15 protein-coding genes are annotated in these 16,556 nt (G+C 32.1%); 1 reads left to right on the top strand and 14 read right to left on the bottom strand.

Annotated elements, in window-relative coordinates; all coding sequences use genetic code 11:
* Positions 1-4 precede the first annotated feature (4 nt).
* The 10 genes from rlmN to gmk form a co-directional block, all read right to left on the bottom strand.
* Positions 5-1,099, bottom strand: a complete 1,095-nt coding sequence (gene rlmN / locus KA883_RS08880; RefSeq protein WP_046208675.1) for a dual-specificity RNA methyltransferase RlmN — start codon at positions 1,097-1,099, stop codon at positions 5-7.
* A gap of 3 nt (positions 1,100-1,102) precedes the next feature.
* Positions 1,103-2,410 carry a 16S rRNA (cytosine(967)-C(5))-methyltransferase RsmB gene (gene rsmB / locus KA883_RS08875; RefSeq protein ID WP_348634418.1) on the bottom strand — a complete coding sequence of 436 codons (1,308 nt, stop codon included), beginning with the start codon at positions 2,408-2,410 and terminating at the stop codon, positions 1,103-1,105.
* A gap of 2 nt (positions 2,411-2,412) precedes the next feature.
* The gene (gene fmt / locus KA883_RS08870; protein WP_046208733.1) at positions 2,413-3,345 is read right to left on the bottom strand and encodes a methionyl-tRNA formyltransferase; all 933 of its coding nucleotides are present in this window, start codon (positions 3,343-3,345) and stop codon (positions 2,413-2,415) included.
* Positions 3,338-3,826: a peptide deformylase gene (locus KA883_RS08865; protein WP_046208677.1), complete on the bottom strand. Its 489-nt coding sequence runs from the start codon at positions 3,824-3,826 to the stop codon at positions 3,338-3,340. Before KA883_RS08865 ends, fmt begins: the two co-directional genes overlap by 8 nt.
* Positions 3,827-4,027: 201 nt before the next feature.
* A complete protein-coding gene (locus KA883_RS08860; RefSeq protein WP_046208678.1) occupies positions 4,028-4,717 on the bottom strand; it encodes a GNAT family N-acetyltransferase in 690 nt (229 codons plus the stop codon).
* Between the two features lie 432 nt (positions 4,718-5,149).
* Entirely contained in the window at positions 5,150-5,617 is a 468-nt protein-coding gene (locus KA883_RS08855) for a GNAT family N-acetyltransferase (protein ID WP_046208679.1), read from the bottom strand.
* 169 nt (positions 5,618-5,786) lie between these two features.
* On the bottom strand, positions 5,787-8,195 hold the full coding sequence (gene priA, locus KA883_RS08850; protein WP_046208680.1) for a primosomal protein N': 2,409 nt from the start codon (positions 8,193-8,195) through the stop codon (positions 5,787-5,789).
* 1 nt (position 8,196) lies between these two features.
* Positions 8,197-9,399 (bottom strand): bifunctional phosphopantothenoylcysteine decarboxylase/phosphopantothenate--cysteine ligase CoaBC, encoded by a 1,203-nt coding sequence (gene coaBC / locus KA883_RS08845; protein WP_210139955.1) that lies wholly within the window; start codon positions 9,397-9,399, stop codon positions 8,197-8,199.
* A 379-nt stretch (positions 9,400-9,778) separates the two neighbouring features.
* Positions 9,779-9,979 carry a DNA-directed RNA polymerase subunit omega gene (gene rpoZ, locus KA883_RS08840; RefSeq protein WP_046208682.1) on the bottom strand — a complete coding sequence of 67 codons (201 nt, stop codon included), beginning with the start codon at positions 9,977-9,979 and terminating at the stop codon, positions 9,779-9,781.
* Complete coding sequence (gene gmk, locus KA883_RS08835) at positions 9,979-10,602, bottom strand: guanylate kinase (protein ID WP_046208683.1); 624 nt, start codon at positions 10,600-10,602, stop codon at positions 9,979-9,981. Before gmk ends, rpoZ begins: the two co-directional genes overlap by 1 nt.
* 159 nt (positions 10,603-10,761) lie before the next feature.
* Here gmk and KA883_RS08830 point away from each other — a divergent pair, with 159 nt between their 5' ends.
* Complete coding sequence (locus tag KA883_RS08830; protein WP_046208684.1) at positions 10,762-12,459, top strand: Rqc2 family fibronectin-binding protein; 1,698 nt, start codon at positions 10,762-10,764, stop codon at positions 12,457-12,459.
* A gap of 118 nt (positions 12,460-12,577) precedes the next feature.
* On the opposite strand, the gene KA883_RS08825 is transcribed toward KA883_RS08830, so the two are convergent.
* The 4 genes from KA883_RS08825 to KA883_RS08810 all read right to left on the bottom strand — a co-directional run bounded on the left by KA883_RS08825 (position 12,578) and on the right by KA883_RS08810 (position 16,542).
* The gene (locus tag KA883_RS08825) at positions 12,578-12,985 is read right to left on the bottom strand and encodes a VOC family protein (protein WP_046208685.1); all 408 of its coding nucleotides are present in this window, start codon (positions 12,983-12,985) and stop codon (positions 12,578-12,580) included.
* A 118-nt stretch (positions 12,986-13,103) separates the two neighbouring features.
* Positions 13,104-13,958, bottom strand: coding sequence for a YitT family protein (locus KA883_RS08820; protein ID WP_046208686.1), 855 nt, complete (start codon positions 13,956-13,958; stop codon positions 13,104-13,106).
* Between the two features lie 628 nt (positions 13,959-14,586).
* Positions 14,587-16,146, bottom strand: coding sequence for an MFS transporter (locus KA883_RS08815; protein WP_230623002.1), 1,560 nt, complete (start codon positions 16,144-16,146; stop codon positions 14,587-14,589).
* Positions 16,147-16,356: 210 nt separating this feature from the next.
* Complete coding sequence (locus tag KA883_RS08810) at positions 16,357-16,542, bottom strand: hypothetical protein (protein ID WP_046208688.1); 186 nt, start codon at positions 16,540-16,542, stop codon at positions 16,357-16,359.
* Positions 16,543-16,556: the final 14 nt, after the last annotated feature.

Below are 16,556 nucleotides of genomic sequence, written 5' to 3'. Positions count from 1 at the left end.
ACTATTACCTCGTTTCTACTTTTCGTTCCTTAGCTCTTAATTGACCACATGCTGCATCTATATCAGCACCTTGTTCTCTTCTTATAGTTGCATTAATACCTAGTCTCTTTAATTCTTTTTCAAATTTAAAGATATCTTCTTTAGGCGTCTTGACGTAATTTCTTTCTGGTACATGGTTCACAGGTATTAAATTTACATGACAGTTTAATTTTTGAATTAAATGTGCTAACTCTCTCGCATGCTCAACTTGGTCGTTGACGCCTCCAAATAGACCATATTCAAATGTAACACGTCTATTTGTTGTTTCTTGATAATATTTAATGGCTTCCATTAATTTTTCAACATTATACGCTCGGTTAATAGGCATTAATCGAGAACGAATTTCGTCATTAGCCCCATGTAAGCTTACTGCAAAATTGATTTGAATATCTTCGTCAGCAAAATCATAAATTCTAGGTATAATACCAGAAGTAGAAACAGTAATATGACGCGCACCTATATTTAAACCATTGTCATGATTAACAATCTTCAAAAAGTCCATCATTTCATCATAGTTTTCAAATGGCTCACCAATACCCATGATGACGATTTGAGATACACGTTCTTCGGTTTCATCTAATGCTTTTTGGACAGTAAGCACTTGAGATACAATTTCTCCCGCTTCTAAATTACGCTTTAAGCCACCTAGTGTAGATGCACAGAATGTACAACCTATACGGCAACCCACTTGAGTAGTAACACATACGGAATTACCATATTCATGTCTCATTAATACTGTTTCGATTGTGTACCCATCTTGTAATTCAAATAAGAATTTGATTGTACCATCTTTGCTTTCTTGTTTAACTACTGTCGTCATAACTGTCATTGCAAAATGATCTTTCAATAGTGCTCTTAACTCTTTAGACAAATTTGTCATTTCATCAATGCTGTCTACTCGTTTTTCATATAACCATTCAAAGATTTGTTTCGCTCTGAATTTTTGTTGCCCATTTTCCTTTAACCAATTTTCCATTTCATCATATCTTAAAGAGTATATAGATTGCTTTTCAAAATTGGGAAGAAATTTATTCTTTTTCTTCTTTTCTGCAGTTATCATTATTTATTGGTCCTTTCTTTTTATCCTAGTAATGAAAAAGCCATCAGAATTAAAATGCTGAGGTAACACTTGTAAAGTTTTTACCTTTTCTCCACTGATTGGATGTTCAAATAAATCAAATTCAAAATCTTTATTTTCTTTTAAAAATGTATATATTACATTTTCATTTTCTAACTGTTCTATTGTACAAGTTGAATAAACTAAAGTGCCTCCTGGACGTAAATGATGTTTCACATTATTTAAAATTTCTAGTTGAATATTCACTAAAGATTGAATAATTTGCTGACTTTGTTCGTATTTGATTTCTGGCTTATGTCTAAGTACACCTAAGCCACTACAAGGTGCATCTACTAAAATCTTATCATACACTTTATCATAATTTTCCGTCGCATCGTGACTAAAAGCGGAAATGTTAGATAATCGTAATTTTCGAATGTTAAAATCAATCAAATCAATTTTATGTTCATGGATGTCTGTCGCATCTACATGTCCAGTACCATGTAACCTTTCTGCTATATGACATGCTTTTCCGCCAGGTGCACTACAAGCATCTAATACAAGGTCGCCATCTTGAAGATTCATCACGTCAGCTACAAACATAGAACTTTTATCTTGGATAGATACTAAACCATCTTTAAATACGCGTGACTCTATAATCGGTTTACCACTAATATGTAAACAAATTGTAATGTCATTATCTTGCGTTACAGTGTAACCTTCTTCTTCTAAACGTTGCATCACATGTTCAACTGAAATTCTTGTCAAATTAACCCTTACAGTTGTTGTCACTTTTGTTAAAAATGATTGTGCAATTGCTTCAGTTTCCTCTATTCCAAAGTGTGTCACCCAGTGATCAACAAGCCATTTAGGCAAACTATACTGAATAGCAATTCGCTTCTTATCGTCCGAAATTTCATTGAAATTTGGTAACTCACTGCGCATAAGGGTTCTCAAGATTCCATTAACCACATTACCGTTATGTGGGCCGCCTTTATATTTTGCTATATTAACAGCTTCATTAATAATCGCATGTTCAGGAACTTTATCCAAATACATATACTGATAGATACTCATCCATAGTAACTGTCTGACCCAACCTTTAAGTTTAGTTTGTACAAATGGTTTCAAATAATAATCTAGTGTATATTTTCTTTTTAACGTACCATATACTAATTCGGTTAATAAATTCTTATCAGCTCGATTTAACTCATTGTTTGTTAATACCTCATTAATAATAATATTACTATAAGCTTTATCATTAATAATATCTTGTAGTGTTTCAAAAGCTAATAACCTTACATTAGTTTCAATTGTCATTTTAATACCTTCCCAACGAGTGTTGATTGTACACCACTTAAGTAATTAGCTGTAGGCATTCTCTTTTTACCAGCAACTTGAATCTCTGTTAATGCAATCGCATCACTAGAACCTGTAGCCACAATAATTGCTTTCTTAGTTGTCTCTATTATTGTACCTGGCTCACCGTCTTTATCTTTTTCAATGCGTGAAGCATAGACTTTTAAGTTTTCTCCATCCATAATTGTGTAGGCAACCGGCCATGGAGATAGACCTCTAATATGGTTATAAACTACTTCAGCAGGTTCTGACCAATCAATTTTTTCATCTTCTCGACGAATGTTAGATGCAAATGTTGCTTTGTCTTCATTTTGAACAATACTTTCATTCGTACCATTAATGATAGAAGGAAGGGTTTCTTTTAATAATTCAGCACCTAAAAAGCTTAATTTATCATGCATTACACCAACGTCATCTTGTGGTTCAATATCGATCGCTTTTTGAGCTATAATATTTCCAGCATCCAATTTCTTAGCCATATACATGATAGAAATACCAGTTTGTGTTTCTCCATCTATAATCGCTTGATGTATCGGGGCTCCACCTCTATATTTAGGTAATAATGATGCATGCACATTGATAGCACCTAACTTTGGTGAATCCAATAAACGTTGTGGTAATAATTGGCCAAATGCCGCAGTAACAATTAAATCCGCGTTTAAATCAATCAACATCTCTAATTCTTCAGATTTTGACAGTTTTTCAGGCTGATATACAGGAATCGCATGTTCTATTGCAACTTGTTTCACTGGTGGTGGTGTTAATTTTCGTTTTCTGCCAACTGGTCGATCAGGTTGAGTAACGACTGCGATCACGTTATGTTCTGCAATTAACATTTCTAACACTTTTGTTGAAAAATCTGGTGTCCCCATAAAAATAATTTTACTCATTTTCAAAATACGCCTCCACTTCTGCTTCAGTCAAAATTTTATCTGCACGTTCTGTAAAAAGTTTACCTTCAAAATGATCAATCATATGCAATATCATGCGTGCAATATCATCATATGCAGTCATTTCTACTTCGTTTCCATTTTTATCGTTACTTTTAACAACAATCATTTTACTTCTTTCAACTTCACCATAAATGTCAGGTAATGAAATAGAGCCCTCTAACTCAGTTACTTTTTGGTCAGATTCTCGAATGATTTTTGGATTAATAAGTTGTAACAATCCATCTATTTCCATATCTATAATAGCTACCTTTTGTAAAATGCCAATTTGCGGGGCACATATGGCAGAAGCCTCAACTTCATACATTGTGTCTTCTAAATCGAGCAATAATTGAGCTAAGTTTTCGTCAAATCGTGATACATCCGGCACGTGCTTTTGCAAAATTGGATTTTCTGCTGTTACAAGTTGCTTTATTGTCATACAAATTACTCCTCATAAAAATTCATCATATCATTATAACTTATTTTAGTTAAATTTGCACCAAGCTTTGATGAAATACACGAACTGAAATCACATATATTTTCACTTTAATTTTATTCCGTCATCACAAATATAACCGTAAGCTCCCCTATACAAGCTTACGGTTTACAAAATATTTATTATCCAGTTAATGTTGTAATATCATAGTGATAACTTATTTATTTGATTGCCAGATTCATCAAAATTATATTCGTTCAACCAATTCTCAAACTTAGTTTTATATACTGACCACTCATCATCTAACATAGCGAGCCAGTATGTATCTCTACTTCTTTGTTTATAAATAGTATGATTTTTAAACAAACCTTCATATTTAAAGCCAAGTCGTTTGGCTGCTTTTATAGAAGGCTCATTTAATACATCACATTTCCATTCATACCTTCTATATCCCAAAGTGTCAAAGATATATTTTGCTAATAAGTAGTGTGTTTCTGTAGCAATACGTGTTCGTTTCATTTTATTAGCATAATGAATATGACCAACTTCAATTGTTGCATTTGGTTCATTTATTCTAAGTAATGATAAAATACCTACTACATCATTATCAAATTGATCTATTATAGCAAAAAAATATGGATCCTTTGTTTGTACTTTATTTTTTATATAGGTTGCAAAATCATCATAACTTTTAGGCTGCGCGTCTGGTAAATACGTCCAATTAGGTGCATCTTCTTGCTCCTTAAAATGAGTGAATAAAGGGTTAATATGTTTTGAAGCTAATTTTTCTAATCTACAATACTTCCCTTCTAACACATCAGCCGTTGGTGTTTTGGGTTGAGAAAAATCGATTAATGACTTACCGATAGGTTGTTCAAACTGATTATATTCCATTTATATCCCCCCTTTTAATCAATGACTAGAGAACTTTATCGCATAATTTATCACGCTAAATATTAATCATTAAAATGTTTAGCAATTGCGTATAATACATCTATACCAATTTTTATAAATTAATATTATGTTATCATTATAACTTATAATGCGAAAGCATTTTTATTAATCAGTTTATATTCTTTTTAATATTTTATAATATGAATTAATTAAAAAGTAGAAGTAAAAAGAAATAAATACTAGCTGAATGACATTCTTCTTACTTCTACTTTTTCATTTTATATTTATTTTAACTATAGCAAGACATTACTTTATTATTTCTTCAATAAAATAAACCTTAAATTTATACCTTATATTAAAATTTAGTTTATTTAGAAACATCTAAAACGTTAAACTAAATAAACGATATAATAATAATTAGCTTTATATCTATTACTGTTTCGCTTCACTATTTGCTAACTCAATGGTCATGGATGATACATTTTTTATAAAACCAATTTTAGAATATAATGGCTCTGCTTGAGTCGAAGCTTTTAAATTAACGATATTCACCTGTTCTGTTTTACACTTTAATAAAAGCTCTTCTAGAATTTGTTTACTCAAACCTAATCCTCTATATAATTTAGTTGTATAAACATTAGTAATATAACCTTCTACACCATAATGATTATCATATGCAGGTGGTATCTGTTGGAAGACAACAGCTCCTGTTGCTACAACTTGATGATTATCTATCATAAATACTTGGTAGATGTTTCCTTTATCGAAAACATCTTTAAAATATGCTCTCATATTATCATCAATATCTTCAGTACCATGCATGCCTTGATCAAGTAATTGTTCTTTTCTTAATTTTATAATTGTTTCAATATCATTTTTATTTGCAATTCTCATCTCCATATCTAGTACTCCTTTAAAAAAATATGAGCAAATAAATTTACTATATCTATCAATCATATTCAACCATTAATATTTAATATTCAATAAAAAGAGAGCCTTAAAACCAATAAAATACTGATTTTAAGACTCCCCTTTTATACACTGCAATTAATCCATTTACAACAACAACCTACATCATCATTTGTGGATTGATGTCTATCTTCAGTGATAATTTGTCTTTTAAATACTGATCATGATAAAAATCATCTAAATACTTTAATGCTTCGTGCAATGAAGGTTCGCTTTTATATTTTATTAATATTTGGAAGCGATATTCATTATTAATCCGTGATAAAGCTGCTGGAGAAGGGCCTAGAACTAATGCCTTATCTGATAAATGCTGTAACAATATTTTGTGTATATGTTTAGAAGCTTCCATTACTTTTTTCATATTATTATGCGCAATCGTAAAATTAATTAAAAAGAAATATGGTGGATATTTACCTAACTTTCTATAATTCATTTCTTTTTCGAAAAAGGAATGATAGTCATTATCTTGAACATCTTTAATAGCATAATGATCAGGATTATATGTTTGTATAATCACCTGTCCCTCTTTTTCATGACGGCCTGCACGTCCTGAAACTTGCGTCAACAATTGATATGTACGCTCACTAGCTCTAAAGTCAGGCAAGTTTAACATCGTATCAGCATTTAATACGCCAACCAAAGTAATATTTGGAAAGTCCAAACCTTTCGCTATCATCTGTGTCCCCAGTAAAATATCCCCTTTACCTGAACCAAAGTCATCTAATAATTGTTCGTGTGCACCTTTTCGAGAAGTGGTATCAACATCCATACGAATAATTTTTGCTTCCTGAAAATTTTCTTGTAATAGTTCTTCAACTCTTTGTGTACCTGTGCCTACCTGTCTGATATGTTCACTTTCACAGTTGGGACACTTATTAGGTGGTACTTCTTGATGACCACAATAATGGCATTTCAATTGATCCGTAGACTTATGATATGTGAGAGAAATATCACAGTTAGGACATTGAGGGACATGGCCACAATCTCGACACAACATAAATGACGCATATCCACGTCTATTTAAAAATAAAACAACTTGTTCTTTTTTATCTAAACGCTCTTGAATCGCACTACGCAAATCTTCTGAAAACATAGAACGATTGCCAGAAGCAAGTTCAGCACGCATATCTACGATATTCACGTCTGGCAAAGCTTGCTGATTCACTCTATGAGGTAATGATAATAGTTCATAAACACCTTTAGTTGCACGTGCATATGTCTCTAAACTTGGTGTAGCACTGCCTAATACTAAAGGGCAATGATGATATTGACTGCGCCATTGTGCAATATCTCTAGCATGGTATCTAGGATAATCCTCTTGTTTATAGGAAGACTCATGTTCTTCATCAATAATGATCATACCTAAATCTTTGAAAGGGGCAAATACACTTGAGCGAGCTCCTACACTCACACTCGCTTTTCCATCTCTAATTTTTTGCCATTCATCATAACGTTCCCCTTTAGATAATCCTGAGTGTAAAACTGCTACTTCGTCTCCAAATCTTCGTTTAAATCTTAATACCATTTGAGGAGTGAGTGCAATTTCTGGCACTAACATCATCGCTTGTTTACCTTGATTGAGTACATTTTCTATAGTTTGCAAGTAAACTTCCGTCTTACCAGAACCCGTTACGCCATGTAATAAAAATGTACGTTGTTCACCTTTATTAATCGTCTCAAGTATCGCATCATATGCTTCTTGTTGTTCTTGCGTAAGTTGTTGCTTTTGATCTTGTTCAAATACCCGTGTTGCAAAAGGATCTCGCTCTACAGTTGTATCATATTTCTCAATAAAGCCTTTACGGACTAACGTCTCAATGCTAGATTTTGAAAAACCCATTTCTTCCAACTGTTTTAAAAAAACTACGTGATGATTTTCATCAATTAAATAAGCATATAATTCATATTGCTTTTTTGATTTTTCCAAAGATTCTAATACTGTATCATCATTAAAGCCTTCGACAATGCGCACTGCGCGTTGTTTCTTTTTCTTTAAACTTTGAGACAAAATCGTATCTTCAAGAATTGCACCTTGCTTTAAAAATGGTGCAATGAGCGTTAAGTCTTCATTTTTTTGTGCTACTTTATATGCATAATGTCCTTCCGAATCAAATCGTTTCAACAATTTTTCTGGTATGGCTTCAGTATCTTTAACTGCAAATACTTTAGTATATTTGGCTTTGATTGCGCTTGGAAGCATAACCTCTAACATAGAAATTCGTTTTGTAACAAAATACGTATGATACCAATCTGCAAGTTGTATTAATTCTTTCGTTAATTCAGGTTTAATATCTTGTATTTCTTTTATTGCTTTTAATTTTGATATGTCCATACTAGTGTCGGTTTGCTGAGTGATGTCCATAACATAACCTTGAATCGTTCTCGGTCCAAAAGGTACAATCACGCGCATACCAACTTCAACCATCGCTTGAAATTTTTGTGGAATTAAATAATCAAACGTAAAGTCAACACTTTTAGATGGTATATCTACGATTACTTTTGCTATCATTTTATTTCCACCTTGTTTCTAAACTGTCTAATATATGCTCCGCTAATATGACTTTTTTATGTTTCCCTAATGATATTGTTTCACCGTTTTTATAGTACATAGTATATGCATTATCATCAGAGCTAAACCCAATGGTACGATCGCCAACATTATTCGCTATGATGACATCTGCGTTTTTACTTTTTAGTTTTTTTTGAGCATATGATTCAATATTTTGTGTTTCTGCTGCAAAACCAACTAAAAATTGTTTATCTTTATGCTCACCCAAGTATTTTAAAATATCGGGTGTGCGTTTAAAAGTAACAGTCAAATCACCTTGTCGTTTTTTAAGTTTATGTTCTAATAATTCAGTTGGAGCATAATCTGATACCGCTGCAGATTTAAAGACAATATCCATCTTATCGAATCGCGTTTTAACCGCTTCAAACATCTGTTGTGCACTTTCTACTTGAATGACTTCTACATTCTTAGGTGGTGTTAGATGAGTTGGACCAGATATAAGTGTCACGGTCGCCCCTCTTTGAGCTAAAGATTCTGCGAGTGCATATCCCATTTTACCTGATGAGCGGTTGGATAAATAACGAACAGGGTCTAGCTCTTCTATGGTTGGCCCCGCTGTCACCAATGCTTGTATACCGTTAAATCTACTATTTTTTGTCGCTGACGTGTTGTTTTTAAAATACTGATTTAATCTTTCTACAATTTGTAAAGGCTCTTCCATTCTTCCTTTTGCTACATAACCACAAGCTAGGAATCCTTCACCAGGTTCTAAGAAATAATAACCGTCTGAACTTAATGTTGCTAAGTTATGTTGCGTTCTTTTGTTCTCATACATATGTACATTCATTGCAGGAGCGATAAATTTGGGTGTTTCTGTAGCTAATAATGTTGATGTAACCATGTCATCAGCAATACCATTTGCTAGTTTAGCGATGGTATTTGCAGTTGCCGGTGCTACAACAATCGCATCTGCCCAATCTCCTAAAGCAACATGCTGAATTTCTTCTGGATTGTGTTCTCTAAAAGTACTCGTATAAACAGGATTTCTACCAATAGCCTGAAAAGCTAAAGGAGTTACAAACTCTCGTGCATGATCTGTTAACATCACTCTCACGTTATAATCAGCCTGTGTGAGTTTACTCGTTAAATCTATTGCTTTATACGCAGCGATACCACCAGTGACAGCAAGTAAAATATTTTTCATCGTAGTTTTCCTCCAAATCGTTAATATCTTTCTATTAATTGTTTAATTTTGTAGTTTATATTTTGAAATTTTAAATATATCTAAATATAAACAAATGTTTTAATTCTGTATCAAGGTCGTACAAATAACTACACAATGTATTTTATGTTACTCAGCCAATGAATTATTTTATGCAATATCTTATTTTAGCTTCATTGCTTTAAATATAAATATGATTACTGCTTATTATACACAAATTATTGCCCAAATTAAAAAAGCACACCTTGGCGATGAAACCTCAAAGTCATCACATGCGTCTGACTTTTGAAGTGCACATCATTAACCTGGTGTACTTTTCAAAAATATAAAATTATATGATTTAATATTCGCTTAGAAAGTGTTATTTTGTAGTTTCAGGATAAACTTCGCCGCCAGCTATTTCTTCCAAAGCTTTTCCCACTGCTTTTTCTGAATTATATTTGTTTAATAGTGTACTATTTGGATGCTCGTCCAACTCACGTGCACGTTTAGCTGCAGTTGTAGCGATTAAATATTTTGATGTGATTTTAGATGTTAAATCATTTAATGGTGGATATAACATTATTTTTTTGCCTCCAATATCATTTTTCTATATTTTGCTTCAATTCTTTCCCTTTTCAAATGCTCTGCTTCAACAATGGATTGAATACGTTGCTTAGCTAATTCTACTTCATCGTTAACGACAACATAATCGTATAAATTCATCATTTCAACTTCTTTACGAGCTTCAAGTACTCTGCTTTGAATTTTTTCGTCTGACTCAGTACCACGCCCTACTAAGCGCTCACGTAAATGATCTAAACTTGGTGGAGCTAGAAAAATAAATAATGCATCAGGGAATTTCTTTCGAACCTGTTTGGCACCTTCAACTTCAATTTCTAAAAATACATCATGTCCTTGGTCCATAGTATCTTTTACGTATTGCACTGGTGTACCGTAATAATTCCCCACATATTCTGCATATTCTATAAATTGATCTTGTTTAATTAACGCTTCAAACTCTGCCTTTGTTTTGAAGAAATAATCTACACCATCGACTTCACCTTCACGCATATTACGTGTCGTCATCGAGATAGAATATTTATAAGATGTGGTTGGGTCATCAAATATTTTTTTTCTAACTGTACCTTTTCCTACACCAGATGGTCCAGAAAGTACAATCAACAAACCTTTCTCATTATCCATGCCTTACTACCTCTCTAAGCTATTCTTCTATTATTAAACTATGATACCATAATGAGCGTTTGGTTGTATAGCATACGTTCAAACAAACTTTGCTCATGACCAAATCTATTCACCATGTTACAATATGATGAATGACTAAAAATAAGGTGGCTGATAGTAATGGCATACGATGGTTTATTTACACGAAAAATGGTAGAATCTTTACAATTTCTCGTTGATGGTAGGATTCATAAAATCAATCAACCTGAAAACGATACAATCATCATGGTAATACGTCAAAATCGTAAAAACCATCAACTTCTACTCTCGATCCATCCTAGTTTTGCTAGAATGCATTTAACGAATAAAAAATATGATAATCCATTTGAACCACCAATGTTTGCAAGAGTATTCCGTAAACATTTAGAGGGTGGTTTCATTAAAGCTATAAGACAAATCGGAAACGATAGACGTGTAGAAATAGATATTCACAGTAAAGATGAAATCGGTGATACCACATACCGCACAGTTATTTTAGAAATAATGGGTAAACACAGTAATTTAATGTTAGTAGATGATCAACGCAAGATTATTGAAGGTTTTAAACATTTAACTCCAAATACAAATCAATATCGTACAGTTATGCCTGGGTTTCAATATGAAGCGCCCCCTACCCAAAATAAAACAAATCCATATAGTATTACGGGTACAGAAGTTTTAAAATTCATCGATTTCAATAGTGGAAAAATCGCTAGGCAACTGCTAAATCAATTTGAAGGCTTTAGTCCTTTAATTACAAATGAAATTGTCAATCGTAAACAATTTATGACGACCGACACGTTACCAGAGGCATTTAATTCAGTTATGAATGAGACAATGGAATTACCTACTCCTGTATTTCATAAGAATCATGAAACAGGAAAAGAAGATTTCTATTTTATGCACTTAAATCAATTTTACGATGATATGGTTGAATATGATTCTCTACATGATTTATTAGATAGATATTACGATGCTAGAGGAGAAAGAGAACGCGTTAAACAACGTGCAAATGATTTAGTCAAATTTGTACAGCAACAACTGCATAAATATCAAAATAAACTCAGTAAATTAATCGACGAACAAGAAGGTACTAAGGATAAAGAAATACAGCAATTATACGGTGAATTAATCACTGCAAATATTTATAGAATTAAACAAGGTGATAAGTATCTGACGACTACCAACTATTATGATGGTCAGGAAGTAACCATTCCCTTAGATACAACAAAGTCACCAGCTACAAACGCTCAAATGTATTATAAAAAATATAATAAATTGAAAACACGTGCACATGAATTAACGCGACAAATCGATTTAACAAAAGAAAACATCACATATTTTGAAAATATAGAACAACAACTCGCACACATATCTGTGGATGACATTGATGATATTAGAGAAGAGCTTGCTGAACAAGGTTATATGAAACAGCGGAAGCAAAAAAATAAGAAAAAGAAACCGACCATTCAATTGCAATCGTATGTTTCAACTGATGGAGATACCATACTTGTAGGAAAAAATAATAAGCAAAATGATTATTTAACGAATAAAAAAGCAAGCAAACAGCATCTTTGGTTTCATACGAAAGAGATCCCAGGGGCTCATGTGGTTATCTTAAATGATGCGCCAAGTGAAAATACTATTAAAGAAGCGGCTATGCTAGCCGGTTATTTTTCAAAAGCTGGTAATTCTGGTCAAATACCAGTTGATTACACTGAAATTAGACACGTTCACAAACCTTCTGGCGCAAAACCAGGATTTGTAACATATGATCACCAAAAAACACTCTATGCTACACCTGATTACGATCACATTCAAAAAATGAAGGTGACATGATAACACCAAATACTTTAAAGCATTAGTAACATGCTTCAATCTAAAAAACAAGGCTAAGATTATGAGTAAGCAGCACATGTAACACGTGCATGATACTTTATCTTAGCCTTTTTAATATTTATTTTTTATCTGGTAATGCAAGCTGAAAATTAACGCCAAATCTATCTACAATCCATGTAAATTCTCTGAATGGTGGCATTTCCGTTTTAGGCATTAAAATTGCCCCACCACTTTTCAATTTACTGAATAATCTTTCCATTTCTAACGGACTATCTACAGTGACATATAAAGACATTGCTGGATTCATGTCTACATCGACACCATTCATATTATCAATCGCCATAAAAACTTGATCTTTTAAGCGAAAGATAGCATGTTGTACGGCACCAGTGGGTTCTTTATCATCTTCTTCATATTTAACCATCGCTAATATTTCTGCATCTTCAAATGCATCTACATATAAATTGATTGCTTCTTCTGCTTGTCCATTGAACATTAGAAATGTCGTTATTTTGGGAATTGCCATTTAACTGCCTCCTTAAAACATCTTAATTCTAGAATAAAACAAATGCTTAAAAAAATCGAACGAATAAAATTTGCAATTAACAACACGTCACATGAAGTGCTCCTTTGCCAATCTATCATTAAGATAAATTTATAAATCCATTACCTAATACATCTCTCACATCATGAATGACTAAAAAGGCATTTTCATCTACCTCATTTACAAGCTTTTTAACTCTAGTTACTTGTGATTGTGGAACTACAACATACAACATGCTTGTTTCATGTTTACCATAACCGCCTTTACCCTTTAAGAGTGTTGAACCTCTACCTGTAAAGCTATTGATTTCATCACTTATAATCTCATTTCTACTTGATATCACAGTCACTGCTTTTTTAGGATGGAATCCTTCTATAATGAATGCAGTAGCACGTTCAGTTATAAATATCATAATTACAGTAAATAAGACGTTTTCTAAAGGTAAGACAAATAAAAAAGACAAGACAACTAATCCATCTAAAACAAAAATGCCTTGCGATGTTTTGATGTCAAAGTATTTATTTAGCATCTTAGCAATGACTGATGTCCCACCTATCACACCACCAGAAGCAATTACTAATCCAATACCTACACCTACTAAAACGCCACCAAACGAAGCATTTATTACAAAATTATCAATACCTGTCTTAAAATTTTCAGTTAAATCTAAAAAGATTGAAATCGCTGTATTAGCAATAAACGTATATACTGCTGTTCTGGTACTTAAAAAACGCCAGCCTACAATAATGACCAATGTATTAATAATTAATGAGGATATCGCTGGTGAAAAACCAAAGGCATATTTTAATGCTAATGACATACCCACAGTACCCCCATCACCTAAATTAGACTCTAATATAAATGAATTTACAGCAATCGCACTTACAAATGCGCCAATTAAGCATACAATAATATTTTTAGTATGGTTTTTTAAAAGTTGCTTCATACGTTTCATATCATATCCCCTTACATTTGATAATATAAAATTAAATAAGGTAAGCTAAAAAAGTGTATTCAAATCATGCCTCATTTTAATTTTACAAATTTGTTTTTTATACTCACAAATCTATTTAAAACCAAAATAAATGAAAATATAACATTTGTTACAGTTACATAGTATAATTGCAAATGTAACACAACCCATTTCAATATACCACTTCATGTAGTTTGCAACATTAATTTGTAAAGTGTGTAATATTGAAAGCTTTGACGGCTTAAAACCATAAAATCACTTTACTTTTAAATATTTATAGTTAAAATAAATACAAATATAATTGGAGGTATTTCATGTTTTATTACATTATTCCATTACTGATTGCCGCTTTAGTGATACTCATTGGCTTTATCATCATTAAAATTATGATTCGTTAATCCATTTTATATCATAACTTTATAACGATACTTTTTAATCATTTTAATAACATTAATCATTTCAATCATTTTTGTATTATATTAAACAAAACACGCAGTAAAGTAGACATTAAAACCTTGTCTACCATTCTGCGTTGCTGTTTTTTACGTTACTTTCTACAATTAATCTTTTTTTAATCTTTCTTTACGATTTCACCAGTTTATCAAATTTTTTATTTAAATTCTTTACTAAAGAGCGTTACAAGTAGCAAAATAATAAAAGCTGCAATAACTGCAGTTAAAAATATAGGCATATACGCAAGGTGTGTAGCATCCTCAATGCCATTTGTAATTGCATGTCTTAATGTATCATTAGAAATTTGATTCACTTGTTCTAATATTTTAGTAAGATTGCCTGAATTATGTTCCATCGTTTTCATTAACGAAACGGGTATATCTTTGAAACCAAAATGGGCTGAATTTATACTTTCTTTAATTTTACTACCCATTTGGCTATATCCGAATTGAATGAATGTCGTAAACATAGTCGGTGCAATTGTTATGCCGACTTGTCTAGAAACGGATAATGTTCCAATTACAGTACTATTATTTTTATCTGAATGTGCTGATCTAGTTGCTAATACAGTCATTGGTGCACCAATAGTAAAACCAAAACCTAAACCTGCGATAATTGAAAATATTAAAAATGGCGTACTTGAATAAGTTAAAAAGGCTAAGCCTCCATACCCAATCATGCTAATGATACTCGCAATCACTAATGCAAATATCGGGCCTTTTTTATCAACAATCTTCCCGCCCAGTGACGCGCCAATACCTGAAGCTAACGCTAAGGGTGTCATCCAATAGCCACTGTTCTCAGCTTTAACATGCAATACATTTTCAACAAAGGAAGGAATGAAAATAATGGAACCAATTAACATCCCTGATAAAACGCCCATAATCAATACTACTGAAAAAGCTGGTTTTTTTAATAAATAGAAAGGTAAGAATGCATCTATATCAGTTGCTTCGTTTTTATATTCTACTAAAATCAAAATACCATAACCAATGATTGCCAATATAAATAAACCAATCACTGAAAAGCTAAGTATACTATTAGCAATGTTATTCGTTTGTATATTATTAATCGCAAACATCATCAGCAACGTTGAAAATGAAAATATAATGATGGCGTACTTATCAATTTTAGTTTTAACTTTTTCTTGTGTTTCTGGCATTTTAAGAATCATAAAAATAACAATCATTACTGCCACTGGCACATTGATTAGGAATAGCCAATGCCATGTTCCACTTAGGTTAATTAATAAACTTCCTATATTTGGCCCTAATACCGAAGCAATACCATTCATTGCACCTAACCCACCAAGCATGCTACCTTGTTTTTCCTTGGTGTAAGTAGCTATAATATGTGAACTAGCGATTACAAATAAACCGCCTCCACCAAATGATTGAATTAACCGTGCAATAATAAATATTGTATAATTTGGACTTAAAGCAACTAACAATGATCCTAAACCAAATAAAATGACTTCAATAACAAATATTTTTTTACGACCATACATATCAGCAAGTTTACCCGCTATAGGTGTAGTTACAGCCATACCTAATGTGTAAATCGTTATGCCCCATGACCCCATTTGTGCTGAAATTTCAAAAGATTGATTTATTGTGGTTAACGCTGCACTAATAATGCCGTTGTCTAAAGCTGCCATAAACACACCAATGAGTAAAAATAGTGCAACAATATCAAATTTTTTTTGATTCAAGTTCATTCATTCCTTTCTATCTTGGAGTTTTATATGATACTCAGTATTTAAAACCTATTTTGTGAACTAAATATGAACAAAGTATTTTATATATTAAAAAATGCCTAAAAGACCTTTTATCAATATATAAAAGTCTTTTAAGCATTTTTTAACCAATTTAATTAAATAAATTTTTAATGTTGTCTCAAATTCACATAATATATTTACATATATCGTTTATTTAATATGTCCTTTTTGCTTTAGATTTAATTTTGATTTTTTATAAATATTTGATTCTGTAGCGTTAAACAACCATTTATTTTCATCTTCTGAAGTTGTTTGTGCTCTATAGTCTTCTGATTTTTTGAGGAATTTATTTAAATGAGCAAAATGATTATAAGCTACATTTGAGTCTTTTGTCATAACATCCCCTCCAT

The organism is Staphylococcus sp. GDY8P54P (assembly GCF_017892645.1).
In the GTDB taxonomy this organism is placed as follows: domain Bacteria; phylum Bacillota; class Bacilli; order Staphylococcales; family Staphylococcaceae; genus Staphylococcus; species Staphylococcus ureilyticus.
Note: the sequence above shows the minus strand (reverse complement) of the source record. Positions and strands in the feature narration are given on the sequence as shown.